Genomic DNA, 26413 nt, shown 5'->3' on the forward strand with positions numbered 1-26413 from the left:
ACACACCATGTACAACAGCAAGCCTCTCAATACCGATCTGCCGTCCTCGCGCCAGTTGCTGCGCTCGACCATCATCGCCTTCATCGTCGCGGTGTTGCTGCTGGTCACCGTCGTGCTGCCTTCCGAGTACGCCATCGATCCGACCGGCATTGGTCGAATGCTTGGGTTGACCGAGATGGGCGAGATCAAAGGCCAGTTAGCCGAGGAAGCCACCGCCGATGCCGCACGCGATGCGGCCGCGGTCGCGGCTGCGGCACGCGCGCCGGTGTCATCGGCCGCCTCATCCGCAAGCCCGGCCGCACCGGCCACGCCGGCCGTGGACACCACGCAATGGCGCGATGAAATGCAAGTGGAGCTGGCACCGGGGCAGGGCGCCGAGGTCAAATTGGCGATGACGGCCGGTCAAAAGGCGAACTTCGCCTGGACCGCGCAGGGCGGTGTCGTGAACTTCGACACCCATGGCGATGGCGGTACCGGCGGCGAATCGACCAGCTACGAAAAAGGACGCGGCGTGGCCGCCGACGAGGGTGTGCTGGAAGCGGCCTTCAACGGTAACCATGGCTGGTTCTGGCGTAACCGCAGCGAGGCCGAGGTGACGATCACCCTGCGTACGGCCGGCGACTACGCCCAGATCAAGCGAGTGATGTAACCCCGTAGCGGCCAGGCGCTTGTAACGGGCCGTGGCATGGCCTCGACCCAACGTCGCGAGCCTGGATCCTCGCGATACCTACTCATCTTCGGCCAAAGGCCGATCACGAAGGAACTGAAATGAAAGCTCGCTCACTGTCCATTGCCGGCCTGGTTGCGCTATCGCTTGTCTCGCTGTCCGCCTTGGCGCACCCCGGAGCCCACGACGAAGAGAAAGAGATTCCCAAGACCTGTGAGGATCTGAAGGACACCAAGCGTTTCACCGACGACTCGGCGTATCCGGAAGTCAAAGCTCTCAAGGAAAAATGTGGCGCGCAGGGCAAGCCAGTCAAGGCCGAGGAGGCTAAGAAGCCGGCTCCGGAAGCTAAGAAGACCAACTGATCGCCCACGGGCCCTTGGTGGTCAGTTCGACTGACCGCCGAGGGTCCCACTCTATCGTTCAGAGGTGGCCCGAGCGGTCATCTGGCTGAAACAACGGGTTGAACTACTTCCTATATTCCGGAACTATAGAAGTATGGATACACCCCAGACCGTTCAAGCGCTTCGTGCGCTCGCGCACGACCATCGGCTTGCCGCCTACCGCGCTCTTGTACAAGCCGGCCCCGGCGGTATGGCGGTTGGCGAGCTGCGCGATCAACTCGACTTGCCGCCTGCGACGCTGACAGCCCATCTGAACCAGTTACGTGCCGCAGGGCTTGTCACCGACGAGCGAGAAGGACGGGTCATCCGGATACGTGCCGACTATGACCGCATGAACGGTCTGATCGGCTTCCTGACGGAGAACTGCTGCGGCGGGAAGTCCTGCGTGCCGGCAGTCAAGAAGAAGCTCCGCTGATCCGCACTCCAGAGATACGACATGACTAACAAGACCTACAACGTACTGTTCCTGTGCACCGGCAACTCCGCACGCAGCATCATGGCCGAGGCGATCCTCAACGTGCTGGGCCACGGCCGGTTCAAGGCCTATAGCGCCGGCAGCCATCCCAGCGGCCACGTCCAGCCAATGGCGCGGGAGCTTGCCCAGGCCATCGGCTATGACGCCAGCCAGGTGCGCAGCAAGAACTGGGACGAGTTCGCGGGGGAGGGTGCGCCCGAGATGGACATCGTCATCACGGTTTGCGACAACGCCGCTGGTGAGGCGTGCCCCGTATGGGTGGGTCATCCTGCACTCGCGCACTGGGGTGTGCCCGACCCGGTAGCCGCCACGGGCGATGAAGAAGATCGCCGTCGAGCCTATACGGCAGCATTCGCAACACTGCGCCGCCGTATCGAGCTACTGCTGTCCCTGCCGCTGCAAAGCCTCGACCGGTTGGCAGCACAAGCAAAGCTTGGCGAGATCGGACGCGTCGGCGCTGAATGATCCGCCAGCGTCTCCTTGCCGAGTTCTTGGCGACGGGCCTGCTGCTGGTGACAGTAGTGGGCTCGGGGATCATGGCTGAGCGTCTTGCGGGCGGAAACGACGCCGTCGCCTTGCTAGCAAATACCCTGGCGACCGTTGGCGGACTCTACGTTCTCATTGAGGTGTTTGGCCCGATCAGTGGTGCGCACATGAACCCCGCGGTCAGTGCCGTGATGGCTGCGCGTGGCGAACTGTCCAAAGCCCTATTGCCGGCATACATCCTGGTCCAGCTCATGGGCGCGGTGAGCGGTGCTTTGTTGGCGAACGCCATGTTCGATCTTCCGATGCTGGAGTTCTCCGCGAAGGTGCGGACCGGCGCGGGTCAATGGCTGGGCGAGATCGTTGCGACAGCGGGTTTGCTGCTGGTGGTGCTGCGGGCACCTGTCCTGCAGCCGCCTTCGGCCGCATGTTAAGTGACAGCTTCGCCGGCATTTCGCCCGACGACGTGCCGGCCTTCATTGTGGCTCAGGTCATTGGGGCAGCCCTGGGCGCAATGATCCACAAGCTACTTGGAAAACCTCATGTCGAATCTCGGTGATCTGCCCAACATCTTGGCTGAACTGTTTCAGTTGCCCGAGGTTGACCGCCTATCCCCAGCCGCACGTGCTACTCATGCCCCGCGGATTCTTTTGCTCTATGGATCGCTGAGGAAGAGGTCATACAGCAAGTTGCTAGCGCTGGAGGCGGCCCGACTCCTTCAGGCAATGGGCGCAGAGACTCGGCTCTTCGATCCGACAGGCCTTCCTCTTCCAGATGCAGAGCCCGACACCCATCCGAAGGTGCAGGAACTGCGGCAACTGGTGCAGTGGTCGGAGGGCATGGTCTGGAGTTCACCCGAGCGGCACGGTTCCATGAGCGGCATCATGAAGGCGCAGTTGGATGCGCATGATCACGATCCCAAATCAGTCCTCTGTCGCAAAGGCCTTCAACGAGTTCGATGAAGATGGGCACATGAAACCCTCCGCGTTCTATGACCGCGTCGTGGACGTCATGGAAGAGCTCATGAAATTCACGCTACTGACCCGGGATGTGTCGCCGCACCTAGTCGATCGCTACAGCGAACGGAAGGAAAGCGCGGAAGAGCTTGCCAAGCGGGTCAACCTTCGCGCCATCTAAGTATGGAAGTGGCCTGCGCATTTCTCTCGCCAGCTCCCTGCGTGCGCTTCTGGCCGATAGTAAAAAACGCTACACAGTTACACCTCAAAACTTTGCGTTGGCTGACGTAGCTTCGAAAGGCTCGTGCACTCGGCCCGCTGTCCCCGCGGCAGCTGCCGATGACACGCTCAAGTTCATCGGCCAGCCGACGAAGATCTTCCTGGCGCGCACAAATATCGATCAGATGTGTACGCGCCAGGCGGTCGACGTCGTCGCAAGCAACAGTTGCTTCTCGTGGGGATACATCGCACGGCAGGACGCGTAGGCCGGGGCCAAGAACTTCAGGATCGTGACCGTCGCGGTCACCGGCCCCCAGGCAGTGCGCAGGCAGGTGTCAGTTAAAAAAAGCGCGGAATCAATCGAGGGTGCTGGCCGCGCCCCGGCTTTACATAAGCGACGTTATGCGAAGTAAGCTATTGATTATATTACATTAATCAAGGAATCGCAAGGTCTGTAGTTGCACCGTGCGCTGGCCGGCCACAAACGCGATAAGCTAAGCATTCCTTAGCGATAGTCATTCTTGATGTTATGACGATGCCATCTGAGCGCACCCGCAATGTGCTGCAGGCGGGCGCATTCCTCAGGCAGCTAGCGGCCAGCCAAGCCGTGCCGAAAGAGGTGCGGCAAGAGGCATATCGACTGCTGCGGCACTATCCAACCGTCAGCGACATCGAGGCGATTGCTGAGCACGAAGAGCGGCTGCGAGCGCTGACCCAGTCGGCCTTCGTACGGCCCTACCTGAGCAGCGAGATCGAGGTGGATTGGTTCTCCGGGTACCCGCTTGGCCCTCATCGCATCTGACCATGAAGCAACCGAGCAGGCCGCGTGGAAGAGGGACTACGTCTGCGGAGACAGCGCTGGAGGCTTCCTTTGAACGGGCCCGCGACAGTGCAGCCGAGGAACGCGCATTCTTCAAGCGACTGATGGATGCGATCGTGTACGTGCATGCGCCCGTCTCGGACGACGCGCGGACACTGCGCCTCGTCCAGTTCCGCCATCCTGACGGTTTCGATGCGATCCCTTTCTTTACCTCGCTCGACAAGGCGCAGGCGGCCAGCTCGGCTGCTGTCAGAATTCTGGGAGTTTCAGGCCGTGAGCTGCTAACCGGTACTCGCGGCGCGACGTTGATGCTCAATCCCAACGACGGCGGCGTTGTCCTGTACCCGGAAGAGGTTGCGACATTGTTGGATACGGGCTTTCTGGCCAGGGTGGAACGGCTGGCGCCGGCGGAGTTCGCGGTGAGACCTGCCCAGGCCGCACCGTCTTGGCTCGCTCCGGCCATCAGCGGCAGCCTTGAGCACGCCGACTTCGTCTCGTCGGCGTATCTCCTGGAAACTCACTCGTCAGGGGGCGTCGAACAGCCTCCCGGTCTGTTGATCTGGCTGGTGGTCGACCTGGCTTTCGCCGAGCGGGCGGCTCGTCTGGTGACCACCGCCATACAGCCCTTATGCTCAGATTTGGACGTAATCATCGACTTGGCGGTCCATGACGTATCGCTGCCTTTGCCGGCGGGCTTGGATGATCCCCAGATCCTGCCCATATTCACGAGAATCAAGCCAACTTGAGCGCAGCTCATCGGCCTATGAGCCCTGAAGACAAGCTACTAGCACTCCTTCCGGAATTGACCGAGGAAGAGAAGGATCGACGGACCCGCGAGGGTATGGCCGACGTCGACGCTGGACGTACGATCCCGCACGAGGAACTACTGCAATGGATCAGGCGATGGTCGGAGCCTTCCTGAGCAGTACTCCAGGAATGCCTGTGTCACGCGGCTTCTGGTTCGATCAAGCCTAGGTCTGAAATCCACGAACTGCCTGACGTCGAGGCTTTCCTCGTTGAATCATGGTGTTAGAGCCGATTCGGCTGTTTTTCTCACGAATCCCTGCCGACCCTCTAGAAAAGCCGGTACCGTTCGAATTCGAAGTAAGACCGGCTCAAAGTGCACCCGCCTGGAGAGCGCCAGCTTTGTCTCGGCGGCCTATCTCCTTGAAACCCTTCCAGCCACGGCTTCAAACCAGCCCCCAGGGCTGTTGATCTGGTTGGTGGCTGACGTGGCCTTTTCCGAGAGGGCTGCCCGCCTGGTGACCACGGCCATCCAGCCCTTATGCTCAGAAGTGGATGTCGTCATTGATCTGATGGTCCACGACGCGTCACAGCCTTTGCCGGAGGCCTTGGATAGTCCGCAGGCCTTGCCCATCTTCAAGAGAACCAAGTCCACCTGAGTCCAAGCACCCTGGTCCACATGCATCCCGATGATGAGCTGCCAGCACTTCCTCCGGAGCTAACAGAGGAAGAGAAGGATCGCCGGACTCGCGAGGCCTTGGCCGATGTCGACGCTGGGCGGACGATCACGCACGAGGAACTGCTGCGATGGGTCAGAGGGCTGTCGAAGCCTTCCTGAGCGCACCCATAGGCTCAGGAGCGTGGAAACTGGGGCACGCAAAGCGCGTTAGCGTGACTTCTGGGGATACACGACTGCGGCCATTGAAACTGAGGACATCAGAGCGCGGCAAATGGGGAGGGTTGGCGCGGGCGCTGGGGACAATCAAGTGCGCTCAACAATCATCCGAGAGTGCGCTGCCCACCAGTATGAGCAGGCGTGCGAACTGCTGGGACAATGCCGTCGCTGAATCCTTCTTCGGAAGCCTGAAGAAAGAGCGGATCAAGAAGCGCATCTATGCAGACCGCCAAACGGCTGCCTTAGACGTATCCGAGTACATCGAAGGCTTCTACAATCCGATCCGTCGGCACAGCCATGTCGGCGGTGTCAGTCCCATCGAGTTCGAGGCGGTACATCGACACCGCCGCTCAGGTGTCCACTAAATCCTGGTAACTCCAGTCAAGCCGCCTTGTTCCATTCGGAAGCGGATCGCCTCAATTGGATCGGGGGCTTCGATCGGGAAGTGCTTGGCCTCATAAGCTTTGACCAGCGTGGCCAGGATCTCGAAGCGGCCGCCGTCCTCCGTACCCGGAACCGGCTCGTTCTCGAAATACGCAGACAGCTCGCGCAGCGCAGCCTGGTAATCATTTTCGGTGCGAATGGGATGGATGTTCATAGATCCTCCACGGTTTTGGGCGTCGATCACGCGGTTGTAACCGATAAAGCTGACACTGGCGTAGTGATTGCGAATGTGCGTGGTAGTCCGAACGGCGTGCCTGCCTTCGTCGTACCACTGCAAACCTGTTACTTCCCCGAAGTGCACATTAGTCCTGTGACTTGGCCGGGGGAGAGGAGGAAAGTCACAGCTTTACCGAGCCCGGTTGGGGCCGCCTTAGGTGTGGCGATGGCCCGAACTGGGCACATCCGTAATTTCGCATAATGCCTATTATGTAAAGTCGGATTGGGGCTGGTGGGCGCGGCTGCTCCGGGACTGGCTGGCATGGCGCTTGCGTGGCTCTAAGCCCACCAACGGGAGCTTTGACGCGTGCCTGATCGGTTGAACCGCAACGCCCCTACGATTGTCGAGATTCTTACCGACGTACCTAGCCAGTGGAACGGCTGGCGCTTCTCTGCCAGCGGCCGGCATCTGATCGGGCCGGATGGCGACAGGATCACGGCACAGCGCCTAGCAGGTCTGCTGTGGCGTGATGCCATGGAGCTTCGACGTGACGGCCTGAAATCGCGCCGCGAAGCTGAAAAGCCTGTTCGGCGTGGACCGGTCAAGGTGGTCATCGTTGACCTGGCCGACTGGCACGCCCGGAACGTCGGTACTCGCGCTGGATGAAGCGTCACCGTTGGGGTGCCGCCCCTACACCCCGGGTATGATCGGTCCGGGGGTGAACATGGAACGTCCGAGACACCCGGTGGCGCGGGAACGATCCGGCATCATTCATATCACGCTGATCGGTTTAGCACTGGCTACAGTGATCGCCGGAGGCGTACACCTGCTCGGCAGAACACAGTTGGCGTGGAACGCTCGCTATGGCGAGCGACCGCCAACGCCTAAAGCTCAGCCGCAGAGTGAAGCACCGCTAGTGCTTCCGGCTCCTGATCCGGTCTACGAACAACTGAAGAAAGATTTCGCTGCTGGCCGACTCAGGTGCATTAACGGCCAACTGTTCCGAAAGCTTCCTAATGGCTGGGAGAACATCCCCGGCGAAGACTGCCTACAGGAAGACCAACCGAGGATCGACAAATGAACCAGCAGCAGAACCCACTAAATTGGTTTGAGGATTTGGTGAAGGAGTATCCGGGCGCAGAGAACTACCGATCGGATGTGCAGAACGTTGAGCGCCTAGTGATCGAGGCATTAGACATAGCCGATCAAGCTAGGAATCAAGCTCGCGACAGTGCAAAGAAATTTCTGATCGATCTACTAACATCGATGTGGGACAAATCGTCCGCGTACACGACTGCTGTTATTTCCGTTGGTTACGTAGCGCTATTCACATCATGGAGTGCTACAGCGGGCGATATCGCGCCACAGTTTTCACGGCTGGTAGCGGTATTCGGCCTAAGCTCGCTTGCAGTGTTCGTAATATTCGAGGTTGGAAAGATGGTGTGGCAGCACGTGCACGTGATGGCTTTGATACGCCTCATCGGACATCAAGGACCAGCTTTCGATGAGGCACAAAATCGATACAGCTCATTCAGCGCATCAAGCCAAAAAGCGCATCAATGGGTATGGAGCATCGTGCTCGGACTTACGTTGGTCCTGGGAATGACATCCGCTAGCGTTTTGGTATACGCCAACCTAGAGCGGATGTTTGGCCTCTAAAGCGATGACACAGGCCCGGTGTATGTCGTGCCCGGCGCATAGCCGGGGCTGCGCGGGAACACATCCGGGCGTTGGCCGGGTGCGTAATCGACGGTGCCGCCTGCGCGGCCAGCGTCACCGCCCTCACTCGCTCCGCTCGCAAGGCCGGAGGCGCTGCCGCTTCCGCTCAGGTTGTACAGCGTGTGGGACGTGTAGCCGAGCGCCTCGATGGCCGCCACCTCGATCTGTTCGACTGTCTCCCCGGAGTCGTTGACCCACTCCACCCAGCCCCGCACTCGCCCGCCGACCTCGGCACGCGCGGCGAGCCTGACGCGGCCGAGATCCTGCAGCTTGACGACGAAGCGTTGGTCAGGCGTTAGATCGGCGAACTCATCCTTGGACGGGAGCGATCCTGCTGCGCTCAAGGCACCAGCTTCACCACCCCTGTACACGCCCTTTCGCAGTCTTCCTCCATGACGGCGACCCCCCGCGACCTCATCGTATTGGGCCCTGAAGGCATGTACTGCCCGGCAGGCGATTTCTTCATCGATCCCTGGAAGCCGGTCGCGACGGCGGTGATTACCCATGGGCATGGGGACCACGCCCGCAGCGGCATGGCGCGCTACCACGCGGCCAGCGACTGCATGCCGGTACTGCGGTGGCGGTTGGGCGATCAGGAGTTCCATCCGCATGCCTACGGCGAGCGTTTCTCGCTGGGGAACGCCACCGTGTCGTTTCATTCAGCCGGGCATGTCCTCGGTTCCGCGCAGGTACGCATCGAAGTGGACGGCGAAGTCTGGGTCGCGTCGGGCGACTACAAGCGCCAGGCGGATCCCACCTGCCCGCCCTTCGAGGTCGTGCCGTGCGACGTTTTCATCACCGAAGCGACGTTCGGCCTGCCCGTCTATCAATGGCCCGACACGCCCGAGGAAGTCGCGCGCATCGTCGAATGGCGTCGCGCGTGCGAGGCGCGTGGACGTGCGGCCATCCTGTACGCCTATGCGCTGGGCAAGGCGCAGCGCATCCTGGCCGAACTCGCGCGCTTCGACGAACCCCCCGTCTACCTGCATGGCGCCGTGGACACCGGCGTGCAGGTGTACCGCAGTGCGGGCATCGACCTGATCGCCACCGAGGCGGTCGGCGAGCAGCCCAAGGGCAAGGATTTCGCGGGCCGCCTGGTGATCGCGCCGCCCTCCGCGGCCGGGTCCACCTGGACGCGTCGCTTCCGCGACGCCGAACATGGCTTCGCATCCGGCTGGATGCGCCTGCGCGGCAACCGCCGGCGACGCAACTACGACCGCGGCTTCGTCGTGTCCGATCATGCCGACTGGCCGGGCTTGCTCGCCACCATCGAACAGACGGGCGCACGTCGCATCATCGCCACCCATGGGAACACCGACGCGCTGATCCGCTTCCTGCGCGAGCGCGGTCAGGATGCGCAGGCGTTCTCGACCGACTTCGGTGGCGAGGAATGAAAGCCTTCGCCGCGCTCTACCAGGCGCTGGAGCACAGCACCGGCACCCTCGACAAGCGAGCGGCGATCGCCGACTACGTGCGCCGCGTGCCGCGCGAAGACGCGGCGTGGGGGCTTTGGCTGCTTGCCGGCAACAAGCTGCGGCGGATCGCGGGCAGCGGCGAACTGCGCACCTGGTGCGGCGAACTCGCCGGCCTGCCCGCGTGGCTGGTGGACGACAGCTATTCCCACGTCGGCGACCTGGCGGAGACGCTTGCCCTGTTGCTGCCGTCGAGCACGGCGCAGCATCCCGAGCTGCCGCTGCATGCGTGGATCGAACAGCGCCTGTTGCCGGTCGCCGGTGCCGATGCGGAGACGCGTCGTAGCACCGTGGTCGACGCCTGGACGCAGCTGCCCGACAGCGAGCGCCTCGTCTTCAACAAGCTGCTGACGGGCGCGCTGCGGGTCGGTGTGTCGGCGCGCCTGGTCCAGCAGGCGCTCGCGGATTTTTCCGACGTGCCCATCGCGGTGCTCGCGCAGCGCATGCTCGGTGACTGGCCGCCCACGCCGGCGTTCCTCGATGGCCTGCTGTCGACCGAGGTGCTCGACAGCGACCGCGAACAGCCCTACCCGTTCTTCCTCGCATCGCCGCTGGAACATGCACCCGAACAACTGGGCGACGTGAAGGACTGGCTGCTGGAATGGAAGTGGGATGGCATCCGCGTGCAGGTGATCCGTCGCCGCAACGAGGTCGCGCTCTGGTCGCGCGGCGAGGAGCGGCTGGATGGCCGTTTTCCCGAGATCGAGGCCGCTGCGCTCGGCCTGCCGCAGGATGCCGTCATCGATGGCGAACTGCTGGCCTGGGACGACGGCACTGCACCCCTCCCCTTCTCCGCGCTGCAGACGCGCATCCAGCGCAAACGTCCGGGCAGCAAGCATCTTGCTGCCGCACCCGCGCGGGTGCTGGCGTACGACCTGCTGGAACTGGAAGGCGAAGATGTGCGCGAATGGCCGCTGGAGGCGCGCCGGCAGCGCCTGGACGAGCTGCTCCGGGCCACGCACGATCCGCGCCTGCAGGTCTCGCCGGCGGTGGATGCTGCATCCTGGGATGCGGCCGCCGCGCTGCGCCAGGGCGCGCGCGAACGCGGCGTCGAAGGCCTGATGCTGAAACGCCGTGCATCGCCGTATCGCAGCGGCCGGCGACGCGGCGACTGGTGGAAATGGAAGATCGATCCCCTGACCATCGACGCGGTGCTGCTGTACGCGCAGGCCGGGCATGGGCGCCGCAGTACCCTGCACACCGATTACACGTTCGGTGTATGGAACGACGCCGGCGAACTGGTGCCGGTGGCGAAGGCCTACTCGGGACTGGACGACAAGGAAATCCTGGCGCTGGACCAGTGGATCCGCACCCACACGCGCGAGCGGTTCGGCCCCGTGCGTTCCGTCGTCGCCCACCATGTCTTCGAGCTCGGCTTCGAAGGCGTCAACATCAGCAATCGGCACAAGGCGGGCGTCGCCGTTCGGTTTCCCCGCATCCTGCGCTGGCGCCACGACAAGTCCGCGGCGGACGCCGACAAGCTGTCCACGCTGCAGGCACTGGCGCGATGACGCCCCTTGCCCGGCTGCAGCAGTGGTTCGCCACCCGCGGCTGGAAGCCGCTGCCGTTCCAGCGCCAGGCCTGGCGACATTACCTGGCGGGCGAATCGGGGCTGATCCATACCCCGACCGGCAGCGGCAAGACACTCGCCGCGTTCGGCGGACCGCTGCTCGAAGCGTTGGCGGAAAAGGCGCCGTCCCGTTCATCCGGGTCGCGCAGGCCGGTTGCGCGTCCGTTGCGCGTGCTGTGGATCACGCCGCTGCGCGCCCTGGCCACCGACACGACGCGAGCGCTGGCCGAGACCGCCGATGCGCTCGGCCTGCCGTGGAGTGTGGCGCAGCGCACCGGCGATGCCAGTGCACGCGACAAGCGCCTGGCGCGCGGCGGCAAGCTGGATGTGCTGGTGACCACGCCCGAGTCGCTGTCGCTGCTGCTCAGCTATCCGGATACGGCGCCGATGTTCGGCGACCTGCGCTGCGTGGTGGTGGACGAATGGCACGAGCTGATGGGCAGCAAGCGCGGCGTGCAGACCCAGCTTGCGTTGGCGCGCCTGCGCCGATGGTCGCCTCGCGTGCGAACGTGGGGACTGTCGGCGACGCTCGGCAATCTGGAGGATGCCTGCCGGTCGCTGCTTCCGCCCGGCCAACCGCCGCGCGTGCTGTCGGCCGCGCGGCCCCGGCCGATGACGCTGGAAACGCTGTTGCCGGCGGACATCGTGCGGTTTCCCTGGAGCGGCCACCTGGGCCTGAGCCAGCTTGCGGGCGTGATGGATCGCGTGTTCTCCGTCCGCACCACCCTGCTGTTCACCAACACGCGCGCGCATGCGGAACTGTGGCACCAAGCGCTGTCGTCGGTATGGCCGGAAGACACCGCGACGCTGGCCCTGCATCATGGCTCGCTCGATCCGGCCGTGCGGCAGCAGGCCGAAGCCGGCTTGCGCGATGCATCGCTGCGGTGCGTGGTCGCCACGTCCAGCCTGGACCTGGGCGTCGACTTTCCCTCGGTCGACCAGGTGATCCAGATCGGCAGCCCGAAGGGCGTGGCCCGGCTGCTGCAGCGTGCCGGCCGTGCGCGCCATCGCCCCGGCGAGACCGGCCATGTCCTGTGCGTGCCCACCCACGCGCTCGAACTCGCGGAATACGCGGCCACGCGCACGGCGATCACGGAGGGCGTGGTGGAGACCCGGCATCCCCCTCGCCTGCCGCTCGACGTGTTGGCGCAGCACGCGGTGACGCTCGCGCTGGGCGGCGGCTTCGAGGCGGACGCGCTGCTGGCCGAGGTGCGCACGACGCACGCGTTCGCGACGCTCGACACCGCGACGTGGCAGCGGGTGCTCGACTTCATCGTGCGCGGCGGCGATGCACTGGAGCACTATCCCGAGTATCGACGCGTCGTGCGCGATGCGGACGGTGTATATCGCGTGCACGAGAAGATCGTAGCCCTGCGCCATCGGCTTTCCATCGGCACCATCGCCAGCGACGGCAACGTGTCGGTGAAGTTCATGAAAGGCGGGGGACTGGGTGCGGTCGAGGAAGCCTTCCTCAGCCGCCTGCGACCGGGTGACCGTTTCCGGTTCGCCGGTCGCTTGCTGGAGCTGGTGCGGCTGCAGGACATGACGGCCTACGTGCGCCTGGTCAAGCAGGGGGACGGCGTGGTGCCCCGCTGGATGGGCGGCCGCATGCCGTTGTCGTCGCGGCTGGCCGCGCAGGTGCTGGCGTCGCTGGCGGACGACCGGACATCGCCCGAGATGCGGGCGTTGGGTCCGCTGCTGGCCGTGCAGGAAAGTCTCAGTCGCGTGCCGTCTCCGGGTGAGCTGCTGGTGGAGCAGGTGAAGCGCCGCGATGGATACCACGTGTTCGTCTACCCGTTCGCCGGCCGTCGTGCGCACGAGGGGCTCGCCGCCCTGATGGCGTGGCGATGGGGCCAGCGGCACCCCAACACGTTCTCGCTCGCGGCCAATGATCTCGGTTTCGTGCTGTCAGCCCAGCTGCCCGTTGCCCTGGATGCGGACCTGCTGCGGGAACTGCTCTCGCCCCTCCATCTGGTGGACGACCTCGCCCACGGCGCCAACCTCGGCGAACTGGCGCGCCGGCAGTTCCGCGGCATCGCGCGCGTCGCCGGCCTGTTGCCGCCTTCGCTGCCGGGCCGCACGCCCCGCAGCCTGCGGCAACTGCAGGCGTCGAGCGGCCTGCTCTTCGACGTGCTGTCGCAACACGACCCCGGCCATCTGCTGCTGGAACTGGCGCGCCGCGAGGCGCTGGAAGAAGACCTGCAGATCGCCGACATGGAGGGCCTGCTCGGCCGGCTGCGCGATGCGCGCGTGCACCTCACCTCGCCCGCCAGCCTCACACCGCTCGCCTTTCCGCTGTGGGCCGACGGGATGCGCGCACACCTGAGCACCGAAGACTGGCAGGCGCGGGTACGCCGTGCGGCCGAGCAGCTGGAACGCCGCCATGCAGGCTAGCCTCGATATCGAACTGGCAGGACAGCCTGTACGACTGCTCGCCGATCGCGCCATGTTCTGGCCGGCGCAATCCCTGCTGCTGATCGCGGACCTCCATCTCGGCAAAGGCGAGGCGTTGCGTCGTGGTGGCATCGCGGTACCGCGCGGCGGCACGCGCGACGATCTGGAACGCCTGCAGGCGTTGCTTGCCGCCACCGATGCACGCGAGCTGTGCGTGCTGGGCGACTTCCTGCATGGCGCCGGATCGGGCGGCGCGTGGCAGGAGGAGTGGCAGGCGTGGCGTGAGCGGCATGCGTCGTTGCCGATCACCGTGGTGGCAGGCAACCACGACCGCCATCTGCATGGACGCGCGTCGGACTGGCGGCTCGATCTCGCCTCCGAAGGCCTGCGACGCGGCCCGTTCGAGCTGCGCCATATACCCGGCGACGGGACGGGACACGTCATCGCAGGTCACGTGCATCCCCGCGTGCGCTATCCCGGCCTGCCAGGGCGATGGCCGACGTTCTGGCTGCGAACCGGGCTCACCGTCCTGCCCGCGTTTTCGCGCTTCACCGGCGGCGTCGAGCCGGTCCTGCGCGCCGGTGATCGCCAGGTCGCGTGCCTGGGCGGCCTGGTGGCGGCGTTGCCGGCGGGATAGATCGGCGACGACTCAGGCCTGCGCCATTCGTCCGGGATGGCTGTAGACCACATGCCGGCCCGGACGCGCGAAACCGACCAAGGTCATGCCGCATCCGATGGCCAGGTCCACCGCCAGCGCCGTGGGCGCCGATATCGCGGCGAGGAACGGAATGCCTGCCATCGCTGCTTTTGCCACCATTTCGTAACTCGCCCGGCTGGTGACCAGTGCGAAGCCCGATGCGGGATCGATGCCCTCCCGCCGCATGGCACCGATCAGTTTGTCCAGTGCGTTGTGACGACCGACGTCTTCGCGTACCCGTGTGATCTTGCCGTCCACCCCCGCCCATGCGGCGGCGTGTACGGCGCCCGTCGCTGCGTTCAATCGTTGTCTTTGCGCCAGTTCGAACAGCGCGGCCTCCAGCGCCGATGAGGCGATGGCGCGCCCCTCGCCCACGGCCTCGGGTTGCCTGATGACATCTTCCAGGTGCCGGTTGCCGCAGATGCCGCAGCCACTGCGACCGGGCAGCCAGCGTTGCTGGTCGGCGACACGCGCGGGCAGCGGAACGCGGGTGCGAACGTCGAGCTGGATGCCTTCCAGCAAGGGCTGCGCATCCACCGACACGAGATCGCCTGCCTCGATGCCGAGCTCGGTCCACGCGAAGCCATGCGCGAAGTCCTCCAGATCGCACGGCGACACCATCATCACCGCCAGCGGTTCGCCGTTGCAGTGGATCGCGAGCGGTACCTCCTCGGCGAGCAGATCCTGGCGGACGGTCGATGCGCCCCCGGTGACGTCGACGACCTCGCGTCGCGCCACGCCCCCGGTACGATCATCCGGCATCGACATGCGAATCGCGCACCTTGCTGACCACCACCGGGATCGACTTGTAGGCCGGCGTGCCGGAGTGCGGATCGTGGCTGTCCAGCGGCACCAGGCGGTTGCCTTCCGGGTAGTACATCGCGGCCGACCCTTGCGGCAGGTCGTATTCGACGGCGATGAAACCCGACACCGTCCGCGTCGCGTCGTCGCCGGCCAGGTACGACACCACGTCGATCCGGTCGCCCTGCGCCAGCCCGCGCGCGCGCATGTCGTCGCGGTTCATGAACACCACGTCGCGTCGCCCGCTGATCCCGCGATAACGATCATCGAAGCCGTAGATGGTGGTGTTGTACTGGTCGTGGGACCGGATGGTGGTCAGCGTCAGCAGGTCGCGACGGCCCGTGCCCGGATCCTCGTCGAGCCCGGGCGCGACCAGGAACCGCGCCTTCCCGCCAGGCCCCCAGTCGCGTTCGGACGCCCCCACGTACAGTCGGAAACCGCCGGGCTCGCGAACGCGGCGGTTGAAGTCCTTGAACATCGGGAACACCGCTTCGATGTCATCCCGGATGCGGTCGTAGTCGCCGACCAGGCCATCCCAGTCCACTTTCGTCTGCGGCAACGTCGCTTTCGCGATGCCGGCCACGATGGCCGGTTCCGAGAGCAGGTGATCCGACGCCGGCGGCAGTCCACCCTGCGATGCATGCACCATCGACATCGAATCTTCCACCGTTACCGACTGCAGGCCGCTCGCCTGCAGGTCGCGTTCGGTGCGGCCCAGGCAGGGCAGCAGGAACGCCTGCTTCGCGGGAATCAGGTGCGAGCGGTTCAACTTGGTGGCGATATGCACGGCCAGGTCGAGCGTTCGCATCGCGGGAATCGTCGTCTCCGGGTCCGGCATCGCAACGGCCAGGTTGCCGCCCATGCACACCAGCGCACGCGAACGGCCGTCGCGGATCGCGCGCACCGCCTCGACGGCGTCGTGCCCGTGCGTGAGCGGGAACTCGAAGCCGTAGGTGCGCTTGATCGCATCGACCAGGGCCTGCGTTGGTTTTTCGGTGATCCCGACCGTGCGGTCGCCCTGCACGTTCGAATGCCCGCGGATCGGCGCAATGCCGGCGCCCTGCCTGCCGATATTCCCGCGCAGCAGCATCAGGTTGGCCATCTGCTGCACGTTCTGCGTGCCACGGCGGTGCTGCGTCATGCCCATGCCGTAGCAGAGGATCACGCGGTCCGCCCTGGCGTAGAGCTGCGCGGCGGCGGCGATGTCGTCGCGTGCCAGGCCGGAATGCCTGACGATCTCTTCCCACGTCGTGCGCGCGAGATCCTCGCGCAACGCCTCCAGTCCTTCGGTGTGCTCGGCGATGAACGCATGGTCGAGCACGCCGTTGCCGCCGGCGGCGAGGTCGTCGGCATCGGCGTCCAGCAACCACTTCATCATGCCTTTCAGCAGCGCGAGGTCGCCGCCGATCTTCACCTGGTAATAGGTCTGCGCGATCGGCGTGGCAGTGTTCGTCAGCATCTCGGCCGGGTGCTGCGGCGAGGTGAAGCGTTCCAGGCCGCGCTCCCGCAGCGGATTCACCGCCACGATGGGGACGCCGCGCTTCGAGACCTCCCGCAGCGTCGAGAGCATGCGGGGATGGTTGGTGCCGGGATTGTGGCCGAAGCTGAAGAGCGCATCGCAGTGCGCGAAATCGTCCAGCGTCACCGTGCCCTTGCCCACGCCGATGGATCCTGGCAACCCGACGCTGGTCGCCTCATGGCACATGTTCGAACAGTCGGGAAAGTTGTTGGTGCCGTACTCGCGCACCATCAGCTGGTACAGGAAGGCCGCTTCGTTGGACGTGCGGCCGGAGGTGTAGAACTCGGCCATGTCGGGATGCGGCAGCGCCCGCAGCGCTGCGCCGATGCGGGCGAACGCTTCGTCCCAGCCGATCGGCACGTAGCGGTCGGTATCGGCGTCGTAGGCCATCGGATGCGTCAGCCGGCCTTCGTCCTCCAGCGCGTGGTCGCTCCATTCCCACAGTTCCGCCAGCGTGTGGCGTGCGAAGAAGTCCGGAGTCGCGCGCTTGCCGGTGGCTTCCCACGACACCGCCTTGGCGCCGTTCTCGCAGAACTCGAACGACGACGTGTGCTTCGGATCGGGCCAGGCGCAGCCCGGGCAATCGAACCCGGTGGGCTGGTTGACGCGGCGCAGCGCCGAGGTCTCGCGACCGACCGCCATCTGGCTCTTCACCGCGCGGGCGACGGCGGCGAGTGCGCCCCATCCGCCGGCTGCGCCATCGTACTCGTCGATGCCCGGGACCTTGCGTTCACTCATCGGATCCCTGCCCTTGCATGTCGGAGAAAGAGACGCCTGCAGGATACCCGATGCCCTCGGACGGGTTGCATGCGTCATACATCGTGGCGCCTGTGAACCAGACGCTCAGGATGGGATTGCTAGCATGTCGACCTCGTCTGACCCGGTACCGCATGCCTCCCGTGATCCGTCTCCTGCTTCCGCTCACCGCCCTGCTCGCCAGCGTTGCGCTGCTGCTGGGTGGAAATGGCCTGCTCGGAACGCTGCTGGCCATGCGCAGCCAGGCCGAAGGTTGGGGCGAGCGTACGACGGGTCTGGTGATGTCGGGCTACTTCGTCGGCTTCTTCCTGGGTACGTTCACGGCGCCACCGCTGATCCGGCGCGTCGGCCACATCCGCGCATTCGCGTTCCACGCCGCGCTCGCGGCGGCGGCGGTGCTGGTGTACCCGCTGTGGAGGGAGCCGGTCGGATGGATGCTGCTGCGCGTGGTCACCGGCATGTCGCTGGTCGGGCTGTGCACCGTGATCGAAAGCTGGTTGAACGCGCAGGCCGCGCCCGAGCACCGCAGCCGCGTGTTCGGCGTGTACATGGTGGTCTCGCTGCTCGCCCTGGCGGCCGGCCAACTGTTGCTCGACCTGCAGCCTCCGCGCAGCCCGGTGCTGTTCAGCGTCGTGGCGATCCTGTTCGCGCTGGCCATCCTGCCGGTCAGCGCGACACGGCTTTCGCCGCCGGTGATGACCGTCGCTCCGAAGGTGCACCTGCTGGAGATCTGCCGGGCGGCGCCGAGTGCGGCCGTCGGCGCGGTGCTCGCCGGCCTGGCGCTGGGCGCGTTCTGGGGCATGGGCGCGGTGTATGCGGCCTCGCTGGGCCTGGATCGCGCAGGCATCGGCACTTTCATGGCAGTGACCATCATCGGCGGCGCTGCCCTGCAGTTGCCGATCGGCCGTCTGTCCGATCGCGGCGACCGCCGCAGCACGTTGGCGCTGGTCGCCGCCGCAGGCGCCGCCACTGCCCTGCTCGCGCTGCGTTTCGAGGGTCAGGCGCACGCCCTGTTCTTCCTGTTCGGCGGTCTGGCCTTCGCGCTGTATCCGCTGGCCGTCGCGCACCTGCTGGACCGTCTGCCGGGGGAGCAGCTGCTCGCGGGCTGCAGCGCACTGCTACTGCTCAACGGCATCGGTGCCGCGATCGGGCCCGCCGTGGCCGGTGCGCTGATGCAGCGCTTCGGTGCGGAGGCACTGCCGCTTTTCTTCGCCTGCACCCTGGGAGTGTTGGCGCTGGTGGCCGGTGGCCGCCGCCTGTTCAAGACGCGCCGGCTGCTGCATCCCGGCCGGTTCCACCCCATGCTGCGCACCACGCCGACCGCGCTGGAGATGCTGCCCGAAATTCCCGATGCGCCCGAGGCCCGAGAGCGCGATCCGCGCGGGAATTGATCCCGATCAATGCGGCATGGTGGGCCAGCCCCTAGCCTGCGCGACATGGGCCACGTCTCTCCAACCCCGATGTTCGATGCCGACCTGCTGCGGCGCTACGACACGCCCGGTCCGCGCTATACCTCGTACCCGACCGCGCCCCAGTTCAGCGCGCGCTTCGGTGCCCCGGAACTGCGCGCACATGCGGCGTCGACCAATGGCCTCGAGCACGCGCGCCCCCTGTCGCTCTACGTGCATGTCCCGTTCTGCACCAGTCCCTGCTTCTACTGCGGGTGCAATCGGGTCATCACGCGCGACAAGGCGCGTGGCGAGCTCTACCTCGACTATCTATACCGCGAGATCGCGCGGATGGCCCCGTTGTTCGACAGCGGCCGCCCCGTCGTGCAGCTGCATTTCGGTGGCGGTACGCCGAATTTCCTGACGCCGGCGCAGATCGCCGATTGCGTGGCCGAACTGCGCAGCCAGTTCACGTTCGCCGATCCGGCGACCATGGATTTCTCGATCGAACTGGATCCGCGCTTCGTCACGCCCGCCGACATCGCCGAGCTGGCCGCCGTGGGCTTCACGCGGGCGAGCCTGGGGGTGCAGGACTTCGACCCGGGCGTGCAGAAGGCGGTGAACCGATTGCAGGGCGTGGAAGAGACGCTCGCCATCGTGGCGGCATGCCGCGAACACGGCATGCGGTCGGTCAACATCGACCTGATCTATGGCCTGCCGAAGCAGACGCGCGACGGTTTCGCGAGGACGCTCGAGATCGTGCTCGACGCCAGGCCCGCCCGTATCGCCGTCTACAGCTATGCGCACCTGCCGCAGCTGTTCAAGCCGCAACAGCGCATCGCGGACGCCGACCTGCCCGATCGCGAGACCAAGCTCGCCTTGCTCCAGGGGGCGATCGAGCGGTTGGTGGCGGCGGGCTACGTCTACATCGGCATGGACCATTTCGCCCTGCCCGACGATGAGCTGGCACGTGCGCAGGCGCGCGGCGACCTGCATCGCAACTTCATGGGCTATACCACGCATGCCGAGAGCGACCTGATCGGGCTCGGCGTGAGCGCCATCAGCCATATCGGCGACAGCTTCAGCCAGAATCCCCGCGACATCGCCAGTTGGGAACGCGCCATCGACGACGGACGCATGCCGGTCTGGCGCGGCATGCCGCTGGATCGCGACGACGTGTTGCGGGCGGAGGTCATCCAGGAACTGATGTGCCATGGCCGACTGGACTACGCGCGCATCGGACGGCGCTACGACATCGTGTTCACCGACTACTTCGCCGATGCGCTGTCGCGGCTGGCGCCGCTGGCAGACGACGGCCTGCTGACGTTCACGCGGGTCGGCATCCAGGCCACGCCCAAGGGTCGCCTGCTGCTGCGGGTGATCGCGATGTGCTTCGACCGCTACCTGCCAGCCGCACCGTCGCCGGACACGCCACGGTTCTCGCGCACGATCTGAGACCCTCCTTCACCGGCACGCCTGGTTGACACGGTCGTCGAGCTTGCGGCTTGTCGCGAAATCGCGCTTCAGGCCAAGTCGCGCGTACGCCTGGTCGCGTGCGTGCTTGGCCCGTTCGCAGGCTACGGCATCGCGATGCATCGAGATCACCGCCCCCTGCGCGGCTGAATTTTGCCTGCGTTGCCTGGCCGGCGCGCGCTTCGTCCCCGCACCCGCCTGCGCCGGCATGGGCGTCGTGGCAACGACGGGACCGGCGGGCCGTGCGGGGTCCGGCGGGTAGTCGCGCACCCACTCTGTGTGGTGCGTCGACGGGCATGGCGCGGACTGGTAATGCGACTGGCCATCCTTGCCGCGGCATTTGTGGACGGGGTCGCTGCCCCAGGTGGAACTGCCCACGGCGACGAGCACGCAGGCCAGCACGAGGCGGAAGGCGCACGATGAAGAACGATGCATGGCGGGCTCTCCTGGCGGTGGAGCCTGCAGGCTCGCGTGCATGGCCGCGCGCAACCATCGGGGCATGTCGCACGGTGTCGTCGGACTTCGCCGCGTTCACCCTGCCATCACTTGCCGCCATGCGAGATGGCGGTCCATCCCGCCGGAGACGTCCCGTGGCTGCCGCCTATCTGTACCTCAACGCGATCATCTACCTGGTATTCGCCGCGTGGTGCACGCTGGCACCGGCGCGGACCGCGACGGCCATCGGCTACGCGTCGCTGACGCGCTCCGGACAGACCGAATACCTGACCATCTACGGCGGCCTGCAGCTCGGGCTGGCGTTCCTGTTCGCCTGGTTCGCCTGGACGCAGCAGATGCGCACCGGGCTGATCCTGGCGATGGCGCTGTATCTTCCGATCGTGCTGTATCGCAGTGCCGCGCTGATGCGCTGGTGGCCGGTGGAGACCACGACGCTCGCCCTCGCGGTGACCGAGTGGCTGATGTTGGCGGCGGCGGTCTGGCTGTGGTGGCAGGGCCGCCCGGCCTGACACGTCGGATCAGAAGTTGATCGGCAGGCGTGCGGTGAAGGTCATGTCCGGCGTGTCGCGGGTAACCCCGACACCGAGCGCCACATTGAGCGACATCCTGTCGCTGAAACGATAGGTACCGCCCAGCAGCAACGTGCCGAGCGTGGTGCGCACGGCGCCGGCGACGTCCTCGCCATCCTGCTTCGCCTTGCCGACGATGCTGGTGTCGTAGCCGATGCTGATGGCCGCCTTTTCGTTCAATGCCAGGCCCATCCCCAGGTTGAAGCCGAAGATGTCGCCGGCCTCGATGTCGCCGAGGAGTTCGGTCTGCCCGCCCAGTACCCGGCGCGATACGTTGCTCCGCTTGAAGTTGTGGAGGTAGCTGAGGCTGCCGAAGAAGACGACCGGGTCGGAGGGATACAGCCACGTGATGCCCGGCTGCAGCGCATTGAATCCGCTGCCGGTGGGCAGGTCCAGCGGCAGACCGGTGCCGGTGGTGTTGGCCACGCAGCGCGTGACGCAATCGGTGGTGACGTCGAACAGGTCCCGGCCGGTGCGGCTCTTGTAGCGCAGCCACGCGATGTAGAACGGCTTGTCGGCCCCCCCGCGGTTGAGCTGGTAACGGCCCGTGACTTCCACGTCGCCCATGCCGCTGCCGCGCGCGTTGAAGACGCGGTCCTGGGCGGAGCCGGTGAAGATCTCGCGGCTGACGGTGTCGCTGTGGATGTAGACGTAGGGTAGCTTGGCTTCGACTTCCATGCGCCGGCTGACACCGTAGCGACCGGTCAGCGTGGCGACGGCGGTGGTCGTCTTCACCTGGCGCACGTCGATCAGGCCGATGAGGATCGCCGGGATGATCGTGTAGCCGACCAGGGCGACCCGATCATTCGCCGAGTACCCGTACTGAATGGCCGGCTCCACCACCAGCTTTCCCTTGGGCGTCAGCACGCCGGGCTGGTCGAAGATCTGCGCGACCTCGGGTGGCCGCGAGTCGCTTTCCGGTGCCTGCCCCACGCGCTCCGGTGCCGAACTGTCGCCCGCCCGGGGCGACGAGGCCTGCGCTTGCGCGCTGGCGTGCGGCGTCGCGGGCGATGGTCCCACGATGTAGGTCGGCGTCGGGGCCGGCGCGTCGCGAAACGTCGGCGCCTGGTTGAGCGAGGGGACGATGACGGGCGCGGGAGCCCCGCGTGCGCGGGCATTGGCGAGGATCTCTTCATTCAGCGCGTTCTGCAGGCCGAAGATCTGCTGCTCCTGCGCGTGCATCAGTTCGCGCATCTGCTGCAGGCGCTGGTTCTGCTCGTTGAGCTGCCGCTGCAGCGCATCCAGTCGCGCGTCGGCCGTGATCTCGTACGGCTGTGCGGGAATCGGCGACGCGGTGGCAGGCAACGGAACATCCTGCGCCCTCGCCTGCCCGGCCTGCACACCCAGCCCCACGGCCAAGGCCAGGGGTGCGACTTCGATCAGAGACGTCCCTTTCATGATGTTCCCCTTGTCTTGCTGGGTGGTCGGGATTGCGTGGTCGCTCACGGACCGCCGGGTGCGCGGATCAGCGCGTCGTTCAGCGCATCGCTGGCATTGAGGTTCTGGTAGGCGCCGAGGGTGTCCACGCCAACATCGATGCGGGTGATGGTCCGGATGTCCTGGTCGTCGAGTGTGTTCTGGATGACCAGGCCGCCGGCGGCACTCACGGGGTCGAAGCGGTTGCCGTTGCCCACCTGCACGACGAGACCACGGTTGAAATCGGCCAGCGCCTGCGCCTGTTCGGGCGTAAGGCGCGCCACGTCGGGTACGTGCACGGCGATGCGTGCGGTGAGCTCGCCGTTGAGGTACACCACGCGCTCGATGCCGAACGACAGCATCATGCCGGACGGCATCTGGAAACCGCCGCGCATCCGGTCGAGGCGACCGGGATCGACCGGTTGCCATTCGGCGCCAAGGTCGCCGCCCTGCCCGCGCGCGCCCAGGGGCGCCAGCACCAGTGCCAGCATCATCGCGATGCGGTATGCGCATACCCGATTGGCGGCCATGTCAGATGTCTCCCGGACCGCGCCGCGGCACGGTAACGTTGCGCAGGCCATCGCGCTGGATTCCCATGTCGAGCGGCGCCGGAGGTGCGGTCTTCCAGTCGCTGGCCTGGTTGAAGCGGGCGCGCTCGCGCTGGTTGTGCACGACGAACATCACCCGGTTGTCCCACAGGGCTTCGAAGCGCGAACGCGGCATCGCGCGCGTTCCGCGCGCCGGATCGCCGAGCAGGACGCGCCCGTTGCGCAAGCCCTTCACCACCACGAAATGCCGATAACCGCGGTCATTGAGCAAGACGATCGCCGGCACGTTCTCCTGCTGCAGCTTGTCCAGCGGCAGCTCGAAGCCGTCCGCCTCGTATCCTTTCGAACGCAGGTAGCGCCGCATGTCCAGCAACGAAAACCCTTCCTTCCGGATGCGCGCCTGGTCGCCGTTGTTGTACATCTGCACGAATACATCCACCTCGCTGACCGGATGACCGTACTGGTGCGTCAGCAGCGTCGCGGTCGCCGCAGAGCCGCAGCTGAAGTCGTACTGCTGCGGCAATGTGGTCTTGAAGCGGGCTTCCTTCAGGCTGGTCAGGCGGACGGTATAGGCGCCGCCTGGGACGCGTAGGTCGCTGGTGGCGGCGGAAGCGCCGCCGAGGGTCGCGAACGCGCACGCCAGCGCGACGTGTGCCAGCCAGTGCGCGCGCCGCGAGCCGCGTTTCATTGCGGACCGCCCGCGAAATCGACGGTCACGATCATCGCGTTCTGGATGAGCACGTTGCTGCCGGTGTTCTGGATGACCGTGTTGATGCCGCTGGCGTTGCCGAAGGCGCCGTCGGCAATGCTGTTCGAGCCACTGGTGACGTGGTGCGCCGTGTTGCCGTCGACGGAGCCTTCCACGTCGATCAGGTTGTCCACCTGCGTCGCATCGCCGCCCCGCAGACCGGACAGGCGATCGATCGCGACGGCACGCCCGAGTCCGCTGACAGCCACCTGCGGCACCTCCACAGGCATGACGTCGATGACGTGCGCAACGGGTGGAACGGTCGCGACGGCATTGTCATCCGCCCACGCGCCGCCGACGGCGAACACCCATCCGCAGGCCGCGATGCGCAGCCCTGTCTGGTAGTGCGTATGCATGGTCAGTCTCCCTTGCCATGCGTCCACCGCGCGGCGATGGGGCGCCCCGCGTGAAGCGGCGGGGCGCCTTGCGTCCGCGCAGCGTGTCCCGGCATCGCCAGGACACCGACGGAACGCTTATGGTCCTACGGTGAGGTTGGCTTGGACAGTGATGCCCTGCTGGATCAGCGAGGCCATGCCGCTGTTCTGTGCCGCCACCATGATGCCGGCCGCCGACTGTCCGACGCTGGTCATGTTGTTCGACATGTCGAACGCACCCGCGTCGACTGCGACGGAGCCGCCCGCACCGCCTGCACCGCCGGTCGCGCCGTTGCCGACGCCGCCGTTGCCGTCACCGCCCATGCCGTCACCGCCGTTGCCGACGCCGCCCGCACCACCGGTCGCACCGACCGCGCCACTGGCACCGTTGCCGGCGGTGGCATCGCCGTTGCTGGCCGTGGAGGACGCGCTGCCGTTGCTCGCATCGCCGTTGCTGGCATCCCCACCATCGCCACCGTCGCCGGCGGTCGCGGTCAGCGTGCCGCCCGTGCCACCCATGCCCGAACCGGCGCCGCCGCTGGCGGTGGCGTCGCCACCCGTGCCGGAGCCGGCACCTCCGGTGCCCATGCCGTCGCCACCGGTCCCGGTCGCGTCACCGGATGTACCGGCACCGGCAGTCGCAGTGCTGGCGCCGCCGGTCGAGGTCGCATTCCCCGAGGTGCCGGCGCCGCCCGTGGCTGTTCCGTCGCCGCTGGTGCCGTCGCCGGCACCACGCTCGCGGACATTCCCGCTGCCCGCTCCTGCGTCGCCACCGGAGGCGTCCGCGATCGAACCCGTGTCGCCGCTGGCGCTGCCTGCATCGCCGCCCGATGCGCCCGTTGCACCGTCGCCATCGCCGCCCCAGCCACCCGCATCGCCGCCCCGACCGCGTCCGTTTCCGGCGGTCGCATCGCTGTCGCCGCCCCAGCCGCGTCCATCGCCGCCATTCGCGCCACGGATGTCGTTGGCGTTACCGCCACGGCCGCCATCGCCCGCCGTCGCGTCGCCGATGGACGCGCTGCCATTGGACGAATCGCCGGCCGTCGCATCGCCAATGCTGGCGCTGCCGCCGCTTCCGCCGTCGCCGCCACTGCCGCCATTGCCACCGTCGCCGCCGCTGCCGGAACCGCCGCCAGCTTCGCCGCCGTAGCCGTTTCCGCCATAGCCGGCGCCGCCACGTCCGCCGCTGCCGCCATTGGCATTGCCCCAGTTCTTGGCGACGTTGCCGATGTCGTGCACGGTCACGCCGGACACGCTGCCGTCCAGGCGCGTTTCGGCCACAGCCTTGCTGTGGTTGAAGGAATTGGAGAATGAGGAAGTGGCGGTGCTGCCGTTGTTGGCCGCGGTGGAACCGTAGCCCTCCGCACTGGCGCGGCCGCTATTGTTGCGGTTGTCGCCGTCATGCGTGCTGTTGTCGCTGTGGTCCGAATTGTCGGAGTTGTCGGAATTGTCGGAGTTGTCGCTGTTGTCCGTGTTGGTGCTGTTGTTGCTCATGTCCACCGCGAGATTGACCAGGATGTCGTCTCCCCGGCCGTTCTCGGTGTTGGTTTGTTGCGCGAATGCCTGTCCCGTCGTGCCGAGCGCCAGCAATACCGCCGATGCGATCAGTGTCTTGCGAATGCACATGTCCAGTCTCCTTGTGGCCGCTCCGGGACCCAGGGGAAGCCCCTAAAAAGCGACGCGGGTCACGGTTGCACGCCAATCGTTATCCGCAACCCGGCACAAGGTTAAAAATCTGTTCGAGCAGGGACCGTTCGTCCGCTCAGTCGCGGCGCTGTAACAGGTCGAACATGGATGTCCGGCAAGAAAGCCGGACGATGTTGTGCGCCTTACCAAGACGGCGCGCGAACCGCGCCTGCGACGCGTGCACCCAGCCATACCAGCAGCAGGCCGGCGACCAGAGTGATGGCGAGATAGCCCAGCGCACTGCCCTGCCGGTCCGAACGCGCGAACAGCAGGCATTCGACCATGAGCGCCGAATACGTGGTCAACGCGCCCAGCACGCCGACCATCAGGAATGCGCGCCAGTAGATCGCCGAAGGACCACGCGCTTCCAGCCACATGGCCAGGAAACCGGCGGCGAACGAGCCGATCATGTTCACCGCGAACGTGCCCCACGGGAATCCGGTCCCCAGCTGGCGCAGCAGGACGCCGCCGAGCCAGAAGCGCGCCGCCGCGCCGAGGGCGCCACCCGCCATCACCAGCGCGAGCTGTTGCCACCAGATCCAGGCGTGTACCGGCATGCGTCGTGT

Annotated in this window: 28 protein-coding genes and 2 pseudogenes; 19 read left to right on the forward strand and 11 right to left on the reverse strand. The window is 66.1% G+C overall.

What is annotated here, in order from left to right:
* Window positions 1-7 precede the first annotated feature (7 nt).
* The 9 genes and pseudogenes from CYU89_RS13440 to CYU89_RS13480 all read left to right on the forward strand — a co-directional run.
* The gene (locus tag CYU89_RS13440) at window positions 8-649 is read left to right on the forward strand and encodes a transmembrane anchor protein (RefSeq protein ID WP_296281703.1); all 642 of its coding nucleotides are present in this window, start codon (window positions 8-10) and stop codon (window positions 647-649) included.
* 119 nt (window positions 650-768) lie between these two features.
* Window positions 769-1029, forward strand: a complete 261-nt coding sequence (locus CYU89_RS13445; RefSeq protein WP_296281705.1) for a hypothetical protein — start codon at window positions 769-771, stop codon at window positions 1027-1029.
* 133 nt (window positions 1030-1162) lie between these two features.
* Window positions 1163-1483, forward strand: a complete 321-nt coding sequence (locus CYU89_RS13450) for a metalloregulator ArsR/SmtB family transcription factor (RefSeq protein WP_296281706.1) — start codon at window positions 1163-1165, stop codon at window positions 1481-1483.
* A gap of 21 nt (window positions 1484-1504) precedes the next feature.
* Entirely contained in the window at window positions 1505-2008 is a 504-nt protein-coding gene (locus CYU89_RS13455; protein WP_296281708.1) for an arsenate reductase ArsC, read from the forward strand.
* Window positions 2005-2460, forward strand: coding sequence for an aquaporin (locus tag CYU89_RS13460; RefSeq protein WP_296281710.1), 456 nt, complete (start codon window positions 2005-2007; stop codon window positions 2458-2460). Before CYU89_RS13455 ends, CYU89_RS13460 begins: the two co-directional genes overlap by 4 nt.
* 108 nt (window positions 2461-2568) lie before the next feature.
* Window positions 2569-3163 (forward strand): annotated as a pseudogene (locus CYU89_RS13465) (NAD(P)H-dependent oxidoreductase).
* A 567-nt stretch (window positions 3164-3730) separates the two neighbouring features.
* Window positions 3731-4003 (forward strand): BPSL0761 family protein, encoded by a 273-nt coding sequence (locus CYU89_RS13470; protein ID WP_296281712.1) that lies wholly within the window; start codon window positions 3731-3733, stop codon window positions 4001-4003.
* Window positions 4004-4005: 2 nt separating this feature from the next.
* Window positions 4006-4767 (forward strand): SseB family protein, encoded by a 762-nt coding sequence (locus CYU89_RS13475; RefSeq protein ID WP_296281714.1) that lies wholly within the window; start codon window positions 4006-4008, stop codon window positions 4765-4767.
* Window positions 4768-5788: 1021 nt separating this feature from the next.
* Window positions 5789-6025 (forward strand): annotated as a pseudogene (locus CYU89_RS13480) (IS3 family transposase); the annotation flags it as partial.
* On the opposite strand, the gene CYU89_RS13485 reads toward CYU89_RS13480, so the two are convergent.
* Complete coding sequence (locus CYU89_RS13485) at window positions 6022-6258, reverse strand: hypothetical protein (protein WP_296281716.1); 237 nt, start codon at window positions 6256-6258, stop codon at window positions 6022-6024. The pseudogene CYU89_RS13480 and the gene CYU89_RS13485 overlap by 4 nt on opposite strands.
* A gap of 381 nt (window positions 6259-6639) precedes the next feature.
* Here CYU89_RS13485 and CYU89_RS13490 point away from each other — a divergent pair, with 381 nt between their 5' ends.
* Genes CYU89_RS13490 through CYU89_RS13500 form a run of 3 tightly spaced genes read left to right on the forward strand, consistent with a single transcriptional unit; the run spans window position 6640 to window position 7920 of the window.
* A complete protein-coding gene (locus CYU89_RS13490; protein WP_296281718.1) occupies window positions 6640-6927 on the forward strand; it encodes a DUF3653 domain-containing protein in 288 nt (95 codons plus the stop codon).
* A gap of 52 nt (window positions 6928-6979) precedes the next feature.
* Window positions 6980-7342, forward strand: coding sequence for a hypothetical protein (locus CYU89_RS13495; protein ID WP_296281720.1), 363 nt, complete (start codon window positions 6980-6982; stop codon window positions 7340-7342).
* Complete coding sequence (locus CYU89_RS13500; RefSeq protein WP_296281721.1) at window positions 7339-7920, forward strand: hypothetical protein; 582 nt, start codon at window positions 7339-7341, stop codon at window positions 7918-7920. Before CYU89_RS13495 ends, CYU89_RS13500 begins: the two co-directional genes overlap by 4 nt.
* Here CYU89_RS13500 and CYU89_RS13505 read toward each other — a convergent pair.
* Complete coding sequence (locus CYU89_RS13505) at window positions 7917-8324, reverse strand: hypothetical protein (protein WP_296281725.1); 408 nt, start codon at window positions 8322-8324, stop codon at window positions 7917-7919. The genes CYU89_RS13500 and CYU89_RS13505 overlap by 4 nt on opposite strands.
* A gap of 48 nt (window positions 8325-8372) precedes the next feature.
* Here CYU89_RS13505 and CYU89_RS13510 point away from each other — a divergent pair, with 48 nt between their 5' ends.
* The 4 genes from CYU89_RS13510 to pdeM are packed head-to-tail and all read left to right on the forward strand — an operon-like array spanning window position 8373 to window position 14053.
* Entirely contained in the window at window positions 8373-9374 is a 1002-nt protein-coding gene (locus CYU89_RS13510) for a ligase-associated DNA damage response exonuclease (protein ID WP_296281726.1), read from the forward strand.
* Complete coding sequence (locus tag CYU89_RS13515; RefSeq protein WP_296281728.1) at window positions 9371-10963, forward strand: ATP-dependent DNA ligase; 1593 nt, start codon at window positions 9371-9373, stop codon at window positions 10961-10963. Before CYU89_RS13510 ends, CYU89_RS13515 begins: the two co-directional genes overlap by 4 nt.
* Window positions 10960-13416, forward strand: coding sequence for a ligase-associated DNA damage response DEXH box helicase (locus tag CYU89_RS13520; RefSeq protein WP_296281729.1), 2457 nt, complete (start codon window positions 10960-10962; stop codon window positions 13414-13416). Before CYU89_RS13515 ends, CYU89_RS13520 begins: the two co-directional genes overlap by 4 nt.
* On the forward strand, window positions 13406-14053 hold the full coding sequence (gene pdeM, locus CYU89_RS13525; protein ID WP_296281731.1) for a ligase-associated DNA damage response endonuclease PdeM: 648 nt from the start codon (window positions 13406-13408) through the stop codon (window positions 14051-14053). The genes CYU89_RS13520 and pdeM overlap by 11 nt, the downstream gene beginning before the upstream one ends.
* A 12-nt stretch (window positions 14054-14065) precedes the next feature.
* Here the strand turns inward: pdeM and fdhD are convergent, their stop codons facing one another.
* Both fdhD and CYU89_RS13535 read right to left on the reverse strand, forming a co-directional pair.
* Complete coding sequence (fdhD, locus tag CYU89_RS13530; RefSeq protein WP_296281733.1) at window positions 14066-14881, reverse strand: formate dehydrogenase accessory sulfurtransferase FdhD; 816 nt, start codon at window positions 14879-14881, stop codon at window positions 14066-14068.
* Complete coding sequence (locus CYU89_RS13535) at window positions 14865-17171, reverse strand: FdhF/YdeP family oxidoreductase (RefSeq protein WP_296281735.1); 2307 nt, start codon at window positions 17169-17171, stop codon at window positions 14865-14867. Before CYU89_RS13535 ends, fdhD begins: the two co-directional genes overlap by 17 nt.
* Before the next feature lie 173 nt (window positions 17172-17344).
* Here CYU89_RS13535 and CYU89_RS13540 point away from each other — a divergent pair, with 173 nt between their 5' ends.
* Together CYU89_RS13540 and hemN are read left to right on the forward strand one after the other, a co-directional pair.
* On the forward strand, window positions 17345-18580 hold the full coding sequence (locus CYU89_RS13540; RefSeq protein WP_296281786.1) for an MFS transporter: 1236 nt from the start codon (window positions 17345-17347) through the stop codon (window positions 18578-18580).
* Between the two features lie 45 nt (window positions 18581-18625).
* Window positions 18626-20032, forward strand: coding sequence for an oxygen-independent coproporphyrinogen III oxidase (gene hemN, locus CYU89_RS13545; RefSeq protein ID WP_296281737.1), 1407 nt, complete (start codon window positions 18626-18628; stop codon window positions 20030-20032).
* Between the two features lie 9 nt (window positions 20033-20041).
* Here hemN and CYU89_RS13550 read toward each other — a convergent pair whose 3' ends face one another.
* Complete coding sequence (locus CYU89_RS13550; RefSeq protein WP_296281739.1) at window positions 20042-20485, reverse strand: hypothetical protein; 444 nt, start codon at window positions 20483-20485, stop codon at window positions 20042-20044.
* A gap of 155 nt (window positions 20486-20640) precedes the next feature.
* Between CYU89_RS13550 and CYU89_RS13555 the strand changes: the two genes are divergently transcribed.
* Entirely contained in the window at window positions 20641-21015 is a 375-nt protein-coding gene (locus CYU89_RS13555) for a DUF4345 domain-containing protein (protein ID WP_296281741.1), read from the forward strand.
* Window positions 21016-21024: 9 nt separating this feature from the next.
* On the opposite strand, the gene CYU89_RS13560 is transcribed toward CYU89_RS13555, so the two are convergent.
* From CYU89_RS13560 to crcB, 6 genes are all read right to left on the reverse strand, one after another.
* Entirely contained in the window at window positions 21025-22473 is a 1449-nt protein-coding gene (locus CYU89_RS13560) for an acetate kinase (RefSeq protein ID WP_296281743.1), read from the reverse strand.
* 44 nt (window positions 22474-22517) lie between these two features.
* A complete protein-coding gene (locus tag CYU89_RS13565) occupies window positions 22518-23021 on the reverse strand; it encodes a hypothetical protein (RefSeq protein ID WP_296281744.1) in 504 nt (167 codons plus the stop codon).
* Between the two features lies 1 nt (window position 23022).
* Complete coding sequence (locus CYU89_RS13570) at window positions 23023-23727, reverse strand: C39 family peptidase (RefSeq protein ID WP_296281746.1); 705 nt, start codon at window positions 23725-23727, stop codon at window positions 23023-23025.
* Entirely contained in the window at window positions 23724-24143 is a 420-nt protein-coding gene (locus CYU89_RS13575; RefSeq protein ID WP_296281748.1) for a hypothetical protein, read from the reverse strand. Before CYU89_RS13575 ends, CYU89_RS13570 begins: the two co-directional genes overlap by 4 nt.
* A gap of 117 nt (window positions 24144-24260) precedes the next feature.
* Entirely contained in the window at window positions 24261-25787 is a 1527-nt protein-coding gene (locus CYU89_RS13580; protein ID WP_296281750.1) for a hypothetical protein, read from the reverse strand.
* A gap of 203 nt (window positions 25788-25990) precedes the next feature.
* Entirely contained in the window at window positions 25991-26404 is a 414-nt protein-coding gene (gene crcB / locus CYU89_RS13585; protein ID WP_296281752.1) for a fluoride efflux transporter CrcB, read from the reverse strand.
* Window positions 26405-26413: the final 9 nt, after the last annotated feature.

Origin of the sequence: Pseudoxanthomonas sp. (assembly GCF_002863005.1) — a bacterium.
Lineage (GTDB): Bacteria > Pseudomonadota > Gammaproteobacteria > Xanthomonadales > Xanthomonadaceae > Pseudoxanthomonas_A.